This is a genomic window from Actinophytocola sp. (genome assembly GCF_045807065.1).
In the GTDB taxonomy this organism is placed as follows: Bacteria; Actinomycetota; Actinomycetes; order Mycobacteriales; family Pseudonocardiaceae; genus Actinophytocola.
Genome location: NZ_JBJMIE010000323.1, coordinates 1 through 16,279, shown reverse-complemented (window position 1 = coordinate 16,279; position 16,279 = coordinate 1). Strand labels below are relative to the sequence as shown.

Here is a 16,279-nt window from a genome sequence, read left to right as displayed (position 1 = left end):
GGACCGGTCGACAGAGTGAGGCGCTCGCGGCGTACCAGCGGGTGTACCGCCTGCTGAACGACGAACTGGGGGTCGGGCCCGGTCAGGAGCTGAGGCGGGTGCACCAGCTGATCCTGAGCTCGGCGCAGGAACCGGGGGAGGAGCCGCCCGCCATCGCCGTCCGGGCGCCGGTGCCGCGTCTGCTGCCGGTGGACGCGTCGGCGTTCGTGGGTCGGGAACGGGAGCTGGCCGAACTGGACCGGCTCCGCGCGGACCCGGACGCGGATCCGTCAGTGCTGGTGCTCAGCGGGTTCGCCGGCGTGGGCAAGACCGCGCTGGCGCTGCGTTGGGCACGCAGGCACGCCGGCGACTTCCCCGACGGGCAGCTGTACGTCGACCTGCGTGGGCACCGTGCGGACCGGCCGCTGTCGGTGGCCGAGGCGCACGCCCGGCTGCTGGCCCCCTTCGGTGTGCCGTCGGCGCAGGTCCCGGCCGCCCCGCACGAGTCGACGGCGTTGTTCCGGTCGGTGCTCGCGGACCGGCGGGTGCTCGTGGTGCTGGACAACGCGCTGTCGGTCGAGCAGGTGCGGCCGCTGCTACCCGGGACCTCGTCCTGCCGGACGCTGGTGACCAGCCGCGACATGATGACCGGGCTGGTCGCGGGGGAGGGCGCCCACCGCACGACGGTGCCGCCGCTGTCACCGAGGACCGCCGTCGAGGTGCTCGCCAGGATCATCGGCCGCGACCGGACCACGGCCGAGGAACCGGCGGCACTCGACCTCGCCCGGTTGTGCGGGTGTGTGCCGCTGGCGTTGCGCGTGGCGGCGGCGAACCTCGCCGACGACCCGACGCGCGGGATCGCGGACTATGTCGAGGAGTTGGTCGACGACGGGTTGTTCGCGCGGCTGTCGGTCGAGGGGGACGGCGCGCTCGACGTGGGCGTGTCGATCGGCTACTCCTACGACCGGCTCTCCCCACGGGCCCGCGCGGTGTTCCACGTGCTCGCGAACGAAGGGCCATTGACCGTGACGGAGGTCGCGGCACGGTTGGCGACCCCGCGCGCGCCGACGCGGCAGTGGGTAGGCGAACTGGTCGCCGGCCACCTCGCGATCCGCGACGACGGCTGCCGGTTCACCGTGACCGACTTCCTGCGCCGGTACGCCCACAGGACGACCCCGATCCGCCGGCTGGCGAGCGGCTCGGTCCACTGATGGCGGAGTCGATCATGTCAGGCCTTGTTGCGAGTCCTGAACACCAGCACGGAGGACCCGGTCGCGTGGGTGCGTGGCAACCTCACCGCGGTGCGCGGCTACGTCGACACTGGCCGACGCGTTCCTACGGGCCAAGCGCGACGACACCCGACGCCGAACGCGGAGACCAGCAGTTGACCCTGGCCTCCCGACGCTCGCGCACGCCGCTCCTCAACGAGAGGGGTCGACATGGTCGCCCGGATGCGACATCAGGCAGCCCAGGCGAGTTCTGTCTCCTGCTCGACCGGAGTTGTCGGATCCGGGCCGTGCTGTTCGTAGCCAGGGTGGGAGGCCGCCCACGAGGGCGCGGTCACGACCACAGGAGGTGCTGACCGATGTCGCACTCACAGGCCGAGGTCCACCGCATGTTCGAGCTCCTCGAGCCGATCGCCACCGTCACCTACTCCGAGGTGCCGAACGAGGCGTTCCTGGCTCTGGGCATGCGTAACTACTGGGACGGGTACTTCGCCGGCCGGGCCGCGCCGCTGGGACTGGCGCCGGCCGAGGTGGTGCACGCGGTCTTCTACAACTTCGCCGACGGCGAGGTGGCACGTCACATCCCGTGGGTGTGGGGGAAGATCACCCCGCGGGAGGCGATCGCCGTGCGCGAGCGGGGCAGCGCCACCGCATTGCGGCAGAGGATCGGGGAACTCGCCGAGTCCCCCGGTCTGGTGCGGGCCGCCGACCTCGCCGCCCGAGCGGCCCTCAGCGCGCCGACCGAGGGCCGGGCGCTCTACGCCGGGCTCCGGGCGCTCGACGTGCCCGAGGAGCCGGTGGCCAGGCTCTGGCACGCGGCGACGCTGCTGCGCGAGCACCGCGGGGACGGCCACAACGCCGTCCTCCTCACCCACGGCATCGGCGGCACCGAGGCCCACGTCCTGCTCGCTCTCTCCCTCGGGATGAGGGCGGAGGAGTTCGGCCGGATCCACCACCTGCCCCAGGCGCAGCTGGCCGCTGTCGTCGACGGGCTACGCGACCGCGGCCTCGTGGACGCCGCCGGCGGGTTCACCGACGCCGGCCGGGAGACCAAGCAGCGGATCGAGGCCCTCACCGACGAGTTGGCGGCGCCGCCCTACGACGTGCTCACCGCGGACGAGCTCGACGAGCTGGCCGCGAGGCTCGAGCCGATCGCCGCCGCGGCACAGGCCGCCGACGACTGAACGGGCGCATCGAGCGACGGCCGCGACCTGTCAACGCCGCCGTCCTCCACGGAGACGGGCCGTTGCCGAAACGTCGCGCAACTCGTGTGGAATTGCGGAGCCGTGAGTTGCATGGCGCGCTGATCGGGCGACGAGGTCGCCGCGGGAGCCGGTGCCAGTCCTGAAAGAAGATCGACTTCAGGTGCCTGCTGGAGTTCTGGCGAGACGGCGGTCTCAGTCTCCGGTTTCTCGATCGAGTCCCGCGGTGCCTGTCGCGGCCGTTCTCGTGCGCGTGCTCTTGGTGGGGATCGCGGTCGTTACCTCGGCGGCGTCGGCCACCGCTTCGGCGGCGGCGTTGGCGGCCCGTGCCACCTCGGCCGCGGTCTCCGCCCCGAGCTCGTCGGTTGCCGGCCGGTCGCGGACGGCCGACGACCTGGGCAGGGTTTCGGTGAAGGCGCGGGACACGCTCTGCAGCGCGGAGGTGACCTCGCTGGGGATGACGAAGAACGTGTTGCCGGGTCCCTGCGCGAGCTGGGGGAGGGTCTGCAGGTACTGGTAGGCGAGCAGCTTGGGATCGGGGTCGTTGCGGTGCACCGCCTGGAACACCTCCTCGATGGCCTTGGCCTCGCCTTCCGCCTTGAGGATCCGCGCGGTCCGGTTGCCCTCGGCGCGCAGGACGGCGGCCTGTTTGTCGCCCTCGGCGGTGAGGATCTGGGACTGGCGCTGGCCTTCTGCGCCGAGGATCGCGGCGCGCTTGTCCCGCTCGGCGCGCATCTGCTTCTCCATGGCGTCCTTGATGGTCTTCGGCGGGTCGATGGCCTTGATCTCCACGCGGTTGACGCGGATGCCCCACTTGCCGGTGGCCTCGTCGAGCACGCCGCGCAGCTGGCTGTTGATGGTGTCGCGGGAGGTCAGCGTCTTCTCCAGGTCCATCGACCCGACGACGTTGCGCAGCGTGGTGACCGTGAGTTGCTCGACGGCCTGCAGGTAGCTGGCGATCTCGTAGGCCGCGGCACGGGGGTCGGTGATCTGGAAGTACAGCACCGTGTCGATCTCCACGACCAGGTTGTCCTCGGTGATCACCGGCTGCGGCTGGAACGAGACCACCTGCTCGCGCAGGTCGAGCGCCGGGTGCACCCGGTCGATGAACGGGATGACGAAGTTGAGGCCCGGCTGCAGCGTCCGGCTGTACCGGCCGAGCCGTTCCACGTTGCGTGCCCGCGCCTGCGGCACGATCCGCACCGCGCGCAGGACGGCGAACACGACCAGCAACGCGACGAGCACACTGGCGACGAGCAGAGCCGAAATCTCCATGACTACTCCCGTGGGTAGACGAAGGCGGTGGTGCCACTGATCCGCATGACGTCGACCGGAGTGCCGACCGGGATCACCTGCGACTCGTCGAACGGCCGCGCGGTCCACTCCTCGCCGTCGATGCGGACCCGGCCGTCCCGGTCGGTCACCTCCCGCACCACATAGGCACGTTTCCCGACCAGTGCGTCGACACCGAAACGCTCGAGTTGCGGCTGGCGCAGGTGGCGAAGCGCGACCGGCCGCACCAGGACCACGCCGAAGGTGGCCGTCACGCCGTACAGGAGGAGCTGGATCGGTAGCGGTGCACCGAGGGCCGCGAGAAACGCGGGCACGAGCGCGGCGAGGCCGAGCACACCGAGGGCCGCGGTGAGCGTGAAGATCTCCACGACACCGAGCACGAAGGCGAGCACTAGCCAGATGAGCCAGAGTTCCACCGGCCACCCCCGACCCTTGAAGAACAGCGGGGAGTAGTCGCGTTCGCGGATCCGGTGGCTCTGCCGAAGATTCGATGGGGCGACATTTCCTCAGGCTCCTGGTCCACTGTTCGGTCAACTGCCGACCAGTCTTCCCGGCGCACCAAGGCCAGACTACCACTCCGAGCGATGACGAGTGCGGAGGTCAAGGGGCGTGGGAACAACGGCTCTGTCCCTGGTTACCAGCCAGGTGCGCTGGTCTGCAGGGGGATCACAGCGACGTACCCACCCCACCCAAGGTCATCTCGGTCAGGCAGGCGTGCTCGTGGGCACGGGGTGGGCCCGCGCGGCCGCGGCACGACATGCCTGCGCCACGGCGTCGGCGTCGGCGATGATCACCGAGTTCACGCCGGGGCGGATGCCGGCGGCCGTCACCCAGTGCACGGTCTCGGTCGGCACACCGAAGGCGAACCGACGCGGGTGCGGTGCCCGGTCCGCACCGAGGATGGGGTAGGGGCGCGGACCGACGGCCAGGCCACCGGTTTCGTAGTACGCGCCGCCGGTGGCGGGGATGCGGTGCGGCGCGCAGGTGCCCCGGGCGAGCATTCCGCCCAGCAACTGATCGGTGGCCAGACGGATGTCCGGTTCGGGCATCCTGGCCTCGATCAGCGTCGACACCCGAATCGGTGGATCAGGCACCCCGACCGACGTGACGAGGTACGCCTGGTCCACGGGCGTGATCCGGATGCCGGGCCCGACGACCCGCAGCACCCCCGCCTCGATCAGCGCGATCATCTCCTCGATGCGCCGAGCGGGCGGACCGATGGACACGAACGCGTTGAGCGGCGTGTACCAGCCCTGCAGGTCGTCCCGGTAGGAATCGCCGCTGATGCCGCCGTGGTCGACGATCTGCCGGATCTCGTTGCGCAGGTCGCGCATCGCGTCCAGAGCGGCCTTGACCGGGCTGTGTACGTTGCCGCGCAACGCCTGTCGCACGTCTCGCCGCAGGTAGGACAGCAGCCACGCGCGATAGCTGTCCTCGTTGCGGAAGGACAGTTCGCCGTACGGCCTGGTGATCGCGTGCCAGTCCCACCGGTTCGTGGTGGTGATCCCGTAGCGGTCCAGGAGCGCGGACTCGGCGTGCGACCGCCGCTCGTCGAACGGTGAGCCGACCGGTGCCCTGGCCAGGTCCTCCAGGCAGATGGCTCGGTACTGGCGGGTGAACGCCTGCGTGCCGTGGACGCTCGACCGTTCGGCGACCAGTGCCGTGTAGTACACCGACCGGACCTCGCTGTCGATCAGCGGCCACACCTCGGCGCGGAAGTTGGCGGGTCGGCCCGCGTCGGCTCGCGACCGCAGCGAGCTGATCACCCACGGCGTGAGGAACAGCGGTTCGTGCCTGCCGAACGGGCCTTTCTGGTTCTCGCCGCGGGCGATGAACGGCACTCCGCGGCGGGACCCCGCGATCAGGACCGGTTCGCGGCCGGAGCGTCGGTAGGTGAGCGAACCGTCACCCGTCCGGCTGAAGCTGCCGCCGCGTCCGGTGGTCAACAACGCCACGTGGTCGAAGAAGTTCAGGCCCATGCCGCGGAGTGCGACCTCGTCGCCCTCCTTGACGAACGACAGGTCCACCCGGGCGGGATTGCCGGGAGGCACGTAGCGGAGACCGTGGCGTGCCGCGTGCTCGGCGAGCGTCGCCTCTTCGTCGGAGAGCATCATCGGCAGATGACCCTGGGTCAGCACCACCGAGTCCAGCCCGTCCAGCACCGTCCCGTCGTCCAGATCGACGACCTGTTTGCCGTCGGCGGTCTCGGTCAGTCCCGTCGCGACCCTGGTGTGCAGGACGATGGTGAGACCGTCAGGTGTGGTGCGGAGCAGGTGTCGGAGCACCCACCGCAGGTAGTGCCCGTAGAGAGCGCGGGTCGGGTACGTGTCCGGGCCCAGGGCGCGACACTCGGCGCGCACCCAGTCGGGCAGGCTCCCCACCGGACTCAGATAGTCGACGAACCGCGCCCACTCGTGCAGGCTCGGGCCGGGGACGACCGGCCCGACGCACTCGACCGAGTCGTCGGCGAACATGGAGATCTGCGCGGCGACGGTGTTCATCAGCAGTTCGCGTGACTGGTCGATCCGCCACACCGCGCTGCCCATGTCCAGATCCGGGTCCACCACGTGGACGGTCATCGGCTGCGTCGAGTCGGTCGCGCTCGCGTGCAGGCGTTCCAGAACCGAGAGCCCACGCGGCCCCGCGCCGATGATGCCGATATGCGTCACGGTCTTCTCCAATGGGGCACCGGTGGTTCGGTCCCGGCGGGAGCCGGTCACGGATCACCCGCGCGTGGCGGTCCCGTGCCGGCCGAGGTAGCTGGTCACGAGCCTAGTTGTGCGCGGGATCGGCGCAACCGGTCCGGTCGGCGCGGCGGCCACGCCGCCGGGCGATCTCGGTGAGCTCGTCGATGTCGAACTCCGAGCGGCCCAGGGTTCCGTAACGGGTTATCTTGCCCCGACTCACCCACTTGCGAATCGTCGCCTCGGACACTCCGGCGGCCAGGGCGGCCACCTTCGTCGGGACGAGCCTGTGGCGCGGCGGCCTGTTCACGTGGGATCCCTTTCGTTGTCCACAGCGAAATCTCGAAGGGTGAGCCATTCGCTCACGTCCCAGGAATGTCCGAACGAACAGGTGAGCGTGCTCCCGTTTCCGCCGGCACGCCGCGGTGAGGTGTCGATCGTCCCCCGGCAGCCGGTCACGCCGCACTTCAGGGCGTGCGTCTCGCCGTCCTCAGGTGCGGGGTTGGCGACGGACTGCGACTCGGTGTGCAGCCGCTCGATCTCGTCGGCGAAGTCCGCGGCCGGGGGCTGCGCGGTGAGCCACTCCAGGTGGCGCAGCAGAAAACGGGTCAGGTCGAGAACGGATCGTGTTGGGGGCGGTGCCCCCAACTCCTCGGTGATGATTCCGGCCCACGAATTCAGGATGGCGAGAACATCATGCCGAGTATCGAACGCGGCCATGTTCAGGTGATCTCGGGTACGGCTGCCGGACACCTTCGTCGGATTGATCCGGCGTGGCGGCGACACCATTTCGCTCAGCAATTCCTCGTGCAGCCGGGGGAGTTCGCGCAGATTTTTCGTCAATTGTGTGATGCACGGGCGGCAGAGAAGGGAGCCCACAGCGGCGAGGATTTCCCGACGATGGTTCCTGGGGCATAGGACCAACTCCATCGCGATTCCCTTCAGCAGTATATCTGTCCACAACAGATAGCCCCGTCAGGAGATTCTGTGGAGCGGCACCACCTTCACCTTCGCTCGGTCTCCTGGCGGGCCTCCGAACAATGTCGCTGGGTGCGGCGTCATGGACGCAAGATTAAACTTCTCCGTGTGCTCGGCCGTTGTCAACGCCGGTCTACCGCGGCCGGAGTGAGAACCTAGCGGGAGTCGGGTCCCTCTCTTTTCGCGATCGATCGCCGTTGAAGAGGAAATCTAGTTTCCAGGTGCTCGCGGCAGAAGGCGGCCAATCGATTCGCGAACCGGCCCCCGGCCGGCAGCGGAAAAGGGCGTGTCGTTTCCTGAGTTGACACGACACGCCCGGCACGGTCCGTGGCTACCTGGCGAGGTTGGCCTGCTGGTCCAGCCGCGTCAGCTTCAGCGGGTTCCGGACCAGATAGATGTGGGTGATTCGACCGTCTGCCACCGCGACGCTCACCGCGGCGGGCTCGCCGGCCACTTCGATCCGAGCCGCAACCGCACCGTTGAGCCATGTGGCCGTCGACACGAGCGCGGACCGGCTCGCGCGGGCGAGCACCGCCGCCACCGCTTCCGCCCCGTGCGTGGGGGTCAGTGCGGCGGCCGCGACCCCGCCACCGTCGGCGATCATGACCACGTCCGGTGCCATGACCTCCATCAGGTCCTGCAGTCGACCGGTGTCCAGTGCGGCCAGGAACCGATCCATCACGGCCTGCTGTTCCGACGCGCTGACCCGCATCCGGGGCCGTCGGGCCATGATGTGGCCGCGGGCCCGCCGCGCGATCTGGCGCACCGAAGCCGGAGACTTGCCCACGGCCTCGGCGATTTCACCGTGCGGCATGTCGAAGACCTCACGGAGCACGAACACCGCCCGCTCCACCGGCGCGAGCGTTTCCAGCACGGTCAGCATCGCCATCGAGACGCTTTCCGCGAGCTCGACGTCCTCCGCGACGTCAGGACTCGTCAGCAGCGGTTCCGGCAGCCACTCGCCGACGTAGTCCTCGCGGCTGCGGGACAGCGTTCGCAGGCGGTTGAGTGCCTGCCGGGTGACGATCCGCACGAGATACGCGCGCGGATCGTGCACCTGGGACCGATCGACGTCCGCCCACCGCAGCCAGGAGTCCTGCAGCACGTCCTCCGCGTCGGTCGCCGAGCCGAGCATTTCGTAGGCGACCGTGAACAGCAGGCTGCGGTGGGCGACGAATGGATCGGGTGTCATGCCCCCGAAGCTACACCGGCGGTATCGGGCCGCTTGGCCAGCGGGATCTCGCAGGAGTCGGAATAACCCTGCGAAGTGATTCCGTGCGCCGTGTTGGCCCTGCTCGCCATGTTGGCGAAGGCGATGAACGTGGTGAGCTCGACCAACGCCGCCGCGCCGAGCTGCTCCAGCAGGCTCGCCGACATCTCGTCGGTCACGGTCGTCGGGGTGTTGGTCATCGCCTCGGCGTACTCCAGCACCTCCCGCTCCAGCGGGCTGAACACGTCCGACTGGCGCCAGTTCGGCACCTGGCTGGCCTAGGTCAGATCGAGGTTCTGGTTCAGCGCCAGGAAGTAGTTGATGTCCAGGCACCAGCTACAGCCGATCTGCGCCGCGACGGCCATGTGCGCGAACGTCTTGAGCGCCGCGTCGCACGCGGTCCACGTGGCCACCTTGGCCGAGTACTCCGAGTTGGCGTTCGCCACGGGCGGATTGTTGTACGACACCGCGATTGGCTCGGGCACGGACCCGAGCTGTTTGATCATAGCGTCCCTGAGCTCGGCGGGGAGCTCTGCCTTCGGGATGCGTACCGCCATGCTGTCCTCCTGTGTGCTTCACCTGGTCATCCATGAAGACACCGCGGAGCCCGCGAATGTGACACCCGACTTCAGGCGACCCGTCCGGCAACCGTGCCACGTCGACGAACGCATGCGGTCGGGCTGCCGGGACGGCGTGACCGTCCACCCGCTCAGCAGGCGAGTCCCGGCCCAAAACTGGAATGCGACTTGAGGCGGCGTGCAAGTGCGGATTTTCCGATGTTGAACCACTTCGGTTCCGATGATCCCTACGTCTAGGGTGGCTTCAGGGATTCGCCCTTGACATGGGGGCGTGCCAAGTTGAGGAGAGACATGGCGAGTGCAAAAAGGATCTGGGCGGGGGCGTTACTGGTAACGGCCGTATTAGGTAGCCTCACGGCGACCGCGGTCACGAGCCAGGCCGCGACGAGCAAGAACACGCGCACCCCGGTCGTGGTGGCGAGCGGTCTGCACAATCCGCGTTCGGTCACCATCGGCGCCGGCGGCACGATCCTGATCGGTGAGGGCGGCAGTGGCCCGACCACGCCCTGCACCGCACCGGCGCCCGGTGTCATCACCCGGTGCCTGGGCTTCACCGGGTCCATCTACGCGATCGCGGGTTCGAGGCAGCGCCGGGTCGTCACAGGTCTGCCGTCCGAGGCGATCGTCCGTCTCGACGGCACCGTCGTGATCGCGGGCGCGACCCAGGCCGTACCGCACGCGGGCGGCACCTTCGCGGTGATCTACGGCTTCAGCGGTGGTCCCGCCGACCGTGCCGCACTCGGCGCGGGTAGCGGTCCACTGGGCACGTTGAGCCTGTCGAACGGCACTCTGCTCGGTGATCTGACCGCGTACGAGGCCGCGGCCGACCCCGATGGGACCGGCGTCTTCGCCAACCCGTGGAACTTCGTCGAGGACGGTAACGGCGGCTTCCTGGCCACCGACGCCGGGGCCAACGACGTGCTGTCTGTCGCGCCGAACGGCACCGTCTCGACCGCGGCCGTCGTTCCCAGCAACGTCACGTCGACCGGCGCGCAGGCGCAGTCGGTGCCGACCGGGATCGTGCGCGCCTCGAACGGCGTGTTCTACATCAGTGACATGAGCGGCGAGAACGTGGGACTCTCCCGGATCTGGCGCTATGTGCCCGGCAGCGGGTTGACCCTGATCACCACCGGTCTGACGGATGTCATCGCCCTCGCCCTGGCGCCCAACGGTGACCTGATCGCGCTGTCCTACGGCAGCACCCCGCCGGTGGGCACGCAGGTGCCCGGTCCCGGCTCCCTGGCCCGGATCAACGTGCGGACCGGAGTCACCACGACGATCGACACCGGCGGCGTCCTGAACGCGCCCACCGGTCTCGCCGTCGATTCATACGGTAATGCCTACGTGCTGAACAACGCGATCACCAACAATGGTGAACTGCTGAAGTTCTCCGGCGCCGCGCGCTAGGTCGAGTACCTCCCTGTGCCGCGGCGGCCGACGAGTGTGACAGCGTGGCCCGATGCCACCCGCGGCGGGCGCTGCCGCTCCGGCCGGCTCGTGCCGACGGATTTCGTGGAGTATCACCAATCCGATTTTCCCGCTGCTCACCAGACGTGAGGCATCCATGACGGAAGAAGTGACGGAACGACTCGTCGCCTTTCCCCAGGACCGTACGTGCCCGTATCACCCGCCTGCCGCGTACGACCCGCTCCGTGCGGCGAGGCCGTTGACTCAGGTCAGCCTCTACGACGGGCGCGTGGTGTGGCTCGTCACCGGCGCCGCCGCGGCCCGGGAGTTGCTCATCGACCAGCGCCTGTCCGCCGACCAGACGAACAAATGGTTTCCCTCGCCGACACCGCAGTTCAAGAAGCGTGTCGGCAGCCGGCGGCTGTCGCTGCTCGGCGTGGACGATCCCGAACACAGCGCGCAGCGGCGCACCGTGATCCCCAGCTTCACGGTCAAGCGGATCGCCGCGCTGCGGCCCAGCATCCAGGCGACGGTCGACCGACTCATCGACGGGATCATCGAGCAGGGGCCGCCCGCCGAGCTGGTCCGCGGATTCGCGCTGCCTGTGTCGTCCCTGACGATGTGCGCGCTGCTCGGTGTGCCGTACGAGGACCACGAGCTGTTCGAGGAACAGTCCCGGCGGTTGCTGGCAGGTCCGACGCCCGAGGACACCGCGGCGGCCGGCATGCGCCTGCACACCTATGTGGGCGAGCTGATCGAACGGAAGCGGCGGCAACCCGGCGAGGGACTGCTCGACGACCTGATCCAGCGTCAGCTCGCCGAGGGTGCCATCGCCGAGGACGATCTGGTGCACCTGGCGTCGCTGCTGATCGTCGCGGGGCACGAGACCACGACGAACATGATCGCGCTGGGGGCGTTCACGCTGATCGAGCACCCGGCCCGGCTCGCGGAACTGCGCGCGGACCCGAAGTTGATGTCCGCGGCGGTCGAGGAGCTGCTGCGCTTCCTCTCGGTCGCGGAAGGGGCGCTGCGGGTGGCGACGGCGGACATCGAGATCGCGGGCTACACGATTCGCGCCAACGACGGTGTCGTGTTCTCGAACTCCGTGATCAATCGCGACACGGCCGTGTACAGCGAACCCGACGAGCTGGACTGGCACCGGCCGGTGCGGCACCACTTCGCGTTCGGCTTCGGTATCCACCAGTGCCTCGGGGCCAATCTCGCCCGAGCCGAGATAGAGATTTCGCTGCGTACCCTGTTCGACCGGCTACCCGGCCTGGCACTCGCGGTGCCCGCGACGGAGATTCCCTTCAAACCGGGTACCACCCTGCAGGGACTGCTGGAACTACCCGTCACCTGGTAGGGCGCCCAGCCTCGTCGGTGGCGCGGTCGTCGACGCGAGGAGTTCCGCCGTCAGCCATCCCGCCTGTTCCGGACGGAGCAGGCGGGATGAGCCGCGCACCACCGCGGCATTCCCGCCGAGGAGATCAGTGTCGATGCTCCACGGTGCTGAGCAGGGCTCACATTCACGCCGTACTCCAGTGCGACCCGATGCCACGGATACAGAATGGAAGCAGCGCGCTGGGCATGGCACCCTGCTGTCGAAGCAGGCCTTCGCTTTCCGAGCACGATCAGGAGGTTCACGTTGGTCAGGGCGCAGCGGTTGACGGACCCGGAGGTCGGCCGCGAGGGGATCGAGTCCTCGGCTCTCGGGATCGCCCACTCGACCACCCGCCTGGGGATCGACTCGTTCGTGTTCGACGACTCCCCCGACCCTGCCGGGCCGACCGCGAACCGGACCGCCGTCCCGATCGAGTCCGTGACCGCCGGCACACCCGGCCCGGTGTCCCGCGCCGACCGGACGGCCGCGGCGGCCTGCATCCTCCGGGCTCATCCCGAGTGGTCGGACCGCGCGGTCGCCGCCGCCGCGGGTATGTCGGACAAGACCGTCGCCCGGATCCGTGCGCAGTCGTCGGCCGCGGACGCCACGCGATCCGACCCGCGACTGGGCCGGGACGGCCGGCTGCGTCCGCTCGACGGCGCAGAGCGTCGGCGCCGTGCCGCCGCCGTCTTCCTCGATCGACCCGACGCCGGCCTGCGCGAGGTGGCCCGGGCGACCGGGCTGTCCCCGGCCACCGTGCGGGACGTGCGGCAGCGCATCCAGCGCGGCGAGGACCCCGTGCCGGACCGCTACCGCGACACCCGACGTGCCGAACGCACCGCCGCCGCGCGGCGCACGCCCCAGCCCGCGGTCCGTGCCGAGCACAGGGGCGAGGTCCCCGGTCAGCAGCTGCTGGCCCGGCTCGGTGAGGACCCGTCGCTGCGGCTCACCGAAGCGGGCCGGCGCGTGCTGCGCTGGCTGCACCACTACTCGGTCGACGACGAAGCCATCGCCACCCTCGAACACGGACTGCCCCGCCACTGGGCCGCCGAGGTCGCCGACCTGGCCCACGGTTACGCGGCCACGTGGAGCAGGTTGGCCCACCAACTGCTCCGACGTGACGCGTAGCGGCTTCCCGCCACGCACCACGTTTCGCCCGCACGGTCTCGAGGAGTGGCAGTGAAGGTGGTGCCGACCCCGCCGCTCGCTGCGGACGTGGTCGGCCTGACCCCGGTGCTGCCGGACCACGTGCCCGGACTGACGGCGCCCGCCCGCCACGGCTCGCGTGCCGAGCCGGGGACCGCGTCGCTGGAGCCCGTACCGGTGCGGCAACCACGGCAGAGTTGTCGTGCCGGTCCGAGAACGGGCCGGCACCGTTGTTCTCCCGGCCCGGTGCAGCCGGTGCGCTCTCGCGGCCACGGAGGTCGAGTCGCTGCTGTTGTGACTGGTGGGCATCAACTGATGGAGCGGACCGGATGAAGCAAAAGGAGCGGGCCGAGAGCACGCGGCGATCACTGCTGCGAGCCGCGGCGGAGGTGTTCGCCGAGGAAGGTTTCGTGTCGGCGACGATCAGCAGCATCAGCAGGAAGGCGGGCCTGAGCAACGGGGCACTGCACTTCCACTTCGAGAACAAGCTCGGCCTGGGGCAGGCCGTGGAGGCGGAGTTCGCGGACACCGTCGCGCGGATCATCCGGGAGGCCGACGAACGGCCCGGCAGCGCCCTGCAGCGGCTCATCAACGCGGCGAACGCGCTGATGCGCAGCATCGACGACGACATCGTGGTCCGGGCGGGCTTCCAGATGGCCGGCGCCGCCTCCTGGGACACCTCGCACCTGGACCGACAGGGGCGGTGGCGCGGCTGGATCGACGGTGTCCTGCATGCCGCGCAGCGGGAGGGGATGCTGGCGGACGACGTCTCGCCGGCGCAGGCGTCGGCCGCCATCGTGGCGACGACCGTGGGCCTCGCGGTGCTGGGCCTGCGTGACCCGCAGTGGGTGTCGTCCGAGGGGCTCCGTGACTACTGGGAACTGATGCTGCCACGGCTCACCCAGCCCGACGTCCTGGCGGAACTGGTACCGCAGGGCACCCACCGACACGATCCTGGTCCCACCGACGCCGCCGCCGAGCCGGCCGGCCACTCCGGTCCGACCACCGGCTGATTCACACGCGGTTCCTCGCCCCTCGCCGGCCACCCTCGCGCGTGGCCGGCGCACTGTCGTGGGCGCCCCCGGCCCGAACCTCGCGCCGGCGCGAGGTGGCCGCCGGCGATCACCGCCGAGTCACCGACGCCCTGCGGTGATCCCTGCCGGGGTGACCACCCTTGGCCACGAGCACTTTCGGCATCCCGTCCCGCACGCGCGTCGTCGGCTACCCGAAATCGAGAAGGATCACAATACTCAATACTCATATAATTCAACGATCGCGCGGTTTGACTGGTCGGCCAAGGCCTCTGCCAGCGGCGATGGGCCGATATTACGCACCGCAGTCATGGCATCAACGCTCGCGTCGCCTTTGTCTGGATGGCTGACTCAATACCACCCTGACCAGACTCGATTTCAACTTGACAGGACTTCCGGAATATATCTACTGTGGTCACAGTGGGAAGTTTCCTGGGGTGGGGGCAGTGTCATTCAGAGGCATGGGGGATGGCGGTGGCGTCGATTACGGTTGAAACTTCAACTTTTGGCTGGCCTGCGGTGAGGTGTTGCCGGCCGAGCCACGTTCGGGAGGCCAGTGGCACGGCCACGTGGCCACTACGCGCCTTCGGGCCACGCCCCTCACCCCGGATGCGGCACTCTCCAGAATGCGGCACCGGCGGAGCCATGCGGCCGTTCTGACTGGCGGAAAGTGAAACACACCGCCTCAGCAACGGTGCACCGTGACGGAATTCGGCCACGAGAGGAAATCGACACGTGCTGAAGAATCCTATGACGGCCCAGGTGCTAGGACCACTGAGTGTCGAGGTCAACGGCGCCTCGATTGTTCCGACGGCAAGTAAGCCGCGACAGATTCTGTCCCTGTTCGCCCTCAATCCGGGACGGGTCATTCCTGTGCCCACGCTCATGCAGGAGTTATGGGGAACCAGGCCCCCGCCGAGCGCCCCCGCCACGTTACAGACCTACATCCTCCACCTGCGCCGGCAGCTGGACGCCGCGATCGGCGGTGACGGTCCGGGTGCGGCCAAGGAGGTGCTCACCACCCGGCACGGCGGCTATCTGCTCCAGGTACCGACCGAGAGCGTTGACGTACACCAGTACCAGAACATGGTCGCGGAAGGACACCTCGCCTTCGAGGCCGGCAACGACGAGCGCGCGGCCCAGTTCTTCCGGCAGGCGCTCGCGCTGTGGAGCGGGCCGGCGTTGGTCGACGTCCGGCACGGCCCCGTCCTCGAGATCGAGGTCATGCGGCTCGAGGAGAGCCGCCTGAACACCGTCGAGCGGCGGATCGACGCCGATCTGCGCCTGGGCAGGCATTCCGAACTCGTCGCGGAGCTCACCGAGTTGATCGCGCGGTACCCGCAGCACGAGAGGCTGCACTCGCAGGCCATGGTCGCGTTGTACCGGGCGGGAAGACAGGCCTCGGCCCTGGAGATCTTCCGCAAGCTGCGCATCCGGATGATCGAGGGGCTGGGGGTCGAGCCCTCGTTGAAGGTGCAGCGGCTGCACCAGGCCATGCTGGCCCTCGACCCCCGGCTGGACGTCGTCGTCGGCCCCGCGGACCGGTCGACCCATGACTTCGACCTGGTCTGATACCGCTCCCGGGCCCGGCACTCCCGCGTCGTCGCGATCGGGTGTCGGGCCACCTGCTCGGCGCCCGCTCGTCGGCCGGCGACCCGAGACGGCCCCCGGACATCGGCCACTGCGTGTCCGGGAGCCATCGGAGTGCTCAGGCGGGATCCGGGGTGCCGAACCACCGGCCGAGTGCCTCGGTGAGACCGGTCGGGTCCTCGCCCGCCCACGCGACGTAGCCGTCGGGGCGGACCAGCAGCGCGGCGAGCCCGTCGAAAGGTCCCGGGGAGGGCAGCGTGCCGGCGACCGTGGTGACCCGGTCCTTCCAGGCGGTCGAGATCGCCTGGAGTTCCGGCGTGTCGGACAGGGTGATCAGGACACCCAGCGCCGGGCGCAGCAGGTCGGGCGTGCGCACCGTTCCGTCCACGGTCCGCAGCGTGCGCGGCGGCAGCCGGCGACCGACGAGCGGGTGGACGTCCTGGCCGAAGTCGTAGCGGATGTCCACGTGGCTGACCGTCCCGGACAGGTGCCGCTTGACGTCGTCGTAGGCGATCAGTTCGCCGAACAGGTCACGCAACGGCTGGGACTCGTCACCACCGAAGATGGCCATCGC

15 protein-coding genes and 1 pseudogene are annotated in these 16,279 nt (G+C 69.5%); 7 read left to right on the top strand and 9 right to left on the bottom strand.

Annotated features, from left to right (window positions below; translation table 11 throughout):
• Together ACJ73U_RS18780 and ACJ73U_RS18775 are read left to right on the top strand one after the other, a co-directional pair.
• Positions 1-1,190 (top strand): BTAD domain-containing putative transcriptional regulator (locus tag ACJ73U_RS18780; protein ID WP_407778945.1); only part of this gene is annotated, 1,190 nt, incomplete at its 5' end.
• A gap of 374 nt (positions 1,191-1,564) precedes the next feature.
• On the top strand, positions 1,565-2,389 hold the full coding sequence (locus ACJ73U_RS18775; RefSeq protein WP_407778944.1) for an SCO6745 family protein: 825 nt from the start codon (positions 1,565-1,567) through the stop codon (positions 2,387-2,389).
• Between the two features lie 213 nt (positions 2,390-2,602).
• On the opposite strand, the gene ACJ73U_RS18770 is transcribed toward ACJ73U_RS18775, so the two are convergent.
• The 8 genes from ACJ73U_RS18770 to ACJ73U_RS18735 form a co-directional block, all read right to left on the bottom strand.
• Positions 2,603-3,682 (bottom strand): SPFH domain-containing protein, encoded by a 1,080-nt coding sequence (locus ACJ73U_RS18770; protein ID WP_407778943.1) that lies wholly within the window; start codon positions 3,680-3,682, stop codon positions 2,603-2,605.
• A gap of 2 nt (positions 3,683-3,684) precedes the next feature.
• Positions 3,685-4,116 (bottom strand): NfeD family protein, encoded by a 432-nt coding sequence (locus tag ACJ73U_RS18765; RefSeq protein WP_407778942.1) that lies wholly within the window; start codon positions 4,114-4,116, stop codon positions 3,685-3,687.
• A gap of 288 nt (positions 4,117-4,404) precedes the next feature.
• On the bottom strand, positions 4,405-6,369 hold the full coding sequence (locus ACJ73U_RS18760) for an FAD/NAD(P)-binding protein (RefSeq protein ID WP_407778941.1): 1,965 nt from the start codon (positions 6,367-6,369) through the stop codon (positions 4,405-4,407).
• Between the two features lie 103 nt (positions 6,370-6,472).
• Entirely contained in the window at positions 6,473-6,694 is a 222-nt protein-coding gene (locus ACJ73U_RS18755; RefSeq protein ID WP_407778940.1) for a hypothetical protein, read from the bottom strand.
• Positions 6,691-7,263, bottom strand: coding sequence for a hypothetical protein (locus tag ACJ73U_RS18750; protein WP_407778939.1), 573 nt, complete (start codon positions 7,261-7,263; stop codon positions 6,691-6,693). Before ACJ73U_RS18750 ends, ACJ73U_RS18755 begins: the two co-directional genes overlap by 4 nt.
• Positions 7,264-7,693: 430 nt before the next feature.
• Positions 7,694-8,554 (bottom strand): RNA polymerase sigma-70 factor, encoded by an 861-nt coding sequence (locus tag ACJ73U_RS18745; RefSeq protein ID WP_407778938.1) that lies wholly within the window; start codon positions 8,552-8,554, stop codon positions 7,694-7,696.
• Positions 8,551-8,841, bottom strand: a complete 291-nt coding sequence (locus tag ACJ73U_RS18740) for a carboxymuconolactone decarboxylase family protein (protein ID WP_407778937.1) — start codon at positions 8,839-8,841, stop codon at positions 8,551-8,553. The genes ACJ73U_RS18745 and ACJ73U_RS18740 overlap by 4 nt, the downstream gene beginning before the upstream one ends.
• A gap of 9 nt (positions 8,842-8,850) precedes the next feature.
• Positions 8,851-9,129 (bottom strand): hypothetical protein, encoded by a 279-nt coding sequence (locus ACJ73U_RS18735; protein WP_407778936.1) that lies wholly within the window; start codon positions 9,127-9,129, stop codon positions 8,851-8,853.
• Positions 9,130-9,441: 312 nt separating this feature from the next.
• Between ACJ73U_RS18735 and ACJ73U_RS18730 the strand changes: the two genes are divergently transcribed.
• The 5 genes from ACJ73U_RS18730 (at position 9,442) to ACJ73U_RS18710 (ending at position 15,687) form a co-directional block, all read left to right on the top strand.
• Complete coding sequence (locus tag ACJ73U_RS18730) at positions 9,442-10,557, top strand: ScyD/ScyE family protein (RefSeq protein WP_407778935.1); 1,116 nt, start codon at positions 9,442-9,444, stop codon at positions 10,555-10,557.
• A gap of 259 nt (positions 10,558-10,816) precedes the next feature.
• Positions 10,817-11,920, top strand: a complete 1,104-nt coding sequence (locus tag ACJ73U_RS18725) for a cytochrome P450 (protein ID WP_407778934.1) — start codon at positions 10,817-10,819, stop codon at positions 11,918-11,920.
• A gap of 282 nt (positions 11,921-12,202) precedes the next feature.
• On the top strand, positions 12,203-13,066 hold the full coding sequence (locus ACJ73U_RS18720) for a streptomycin biosynthesis protein (protein WP_407778933.1): 864 nt from the start codon (positions 12,203-12,205) through the stop codon (positions 13,064-13,066).
• Between the two features lie 347 nt (positions 13,067-13,413).
• Positions 13,414-14,097 (top strand): ScbR family autoregulator-binding transcription factor, encoded by a 684-nt coding sequence (locus tag ACJ73U_RS18715; RefSeq protein ID WP_407778932.1) that lies wholly within the window; start codon positions 13,414-13,416, stop codon positions 14,095-14,097.
• Between the two features lie 768 nt (positions 14,098-14,865).
• Entirely contained in the window at positions 14,866-15,687 is an 822-nt protein-coding gene (locus ACJ73U_RS18710) for a BTAD domain-containing putative transcriptional regulator (protein ID WP_407778946.1), read from the top strand.
• 136 nt (positions 15,688-15,823) lie between these two features.
• Here ACJ73U_RS18710 and ACJ73U_RS18705 read toward each other — a convergent pair.
• Positions 15,824-16,279 (bottom strand): annotated as a pseudogene (locus ACJ73U_RS18705) (monooxygenase); the annotation flags it as partial.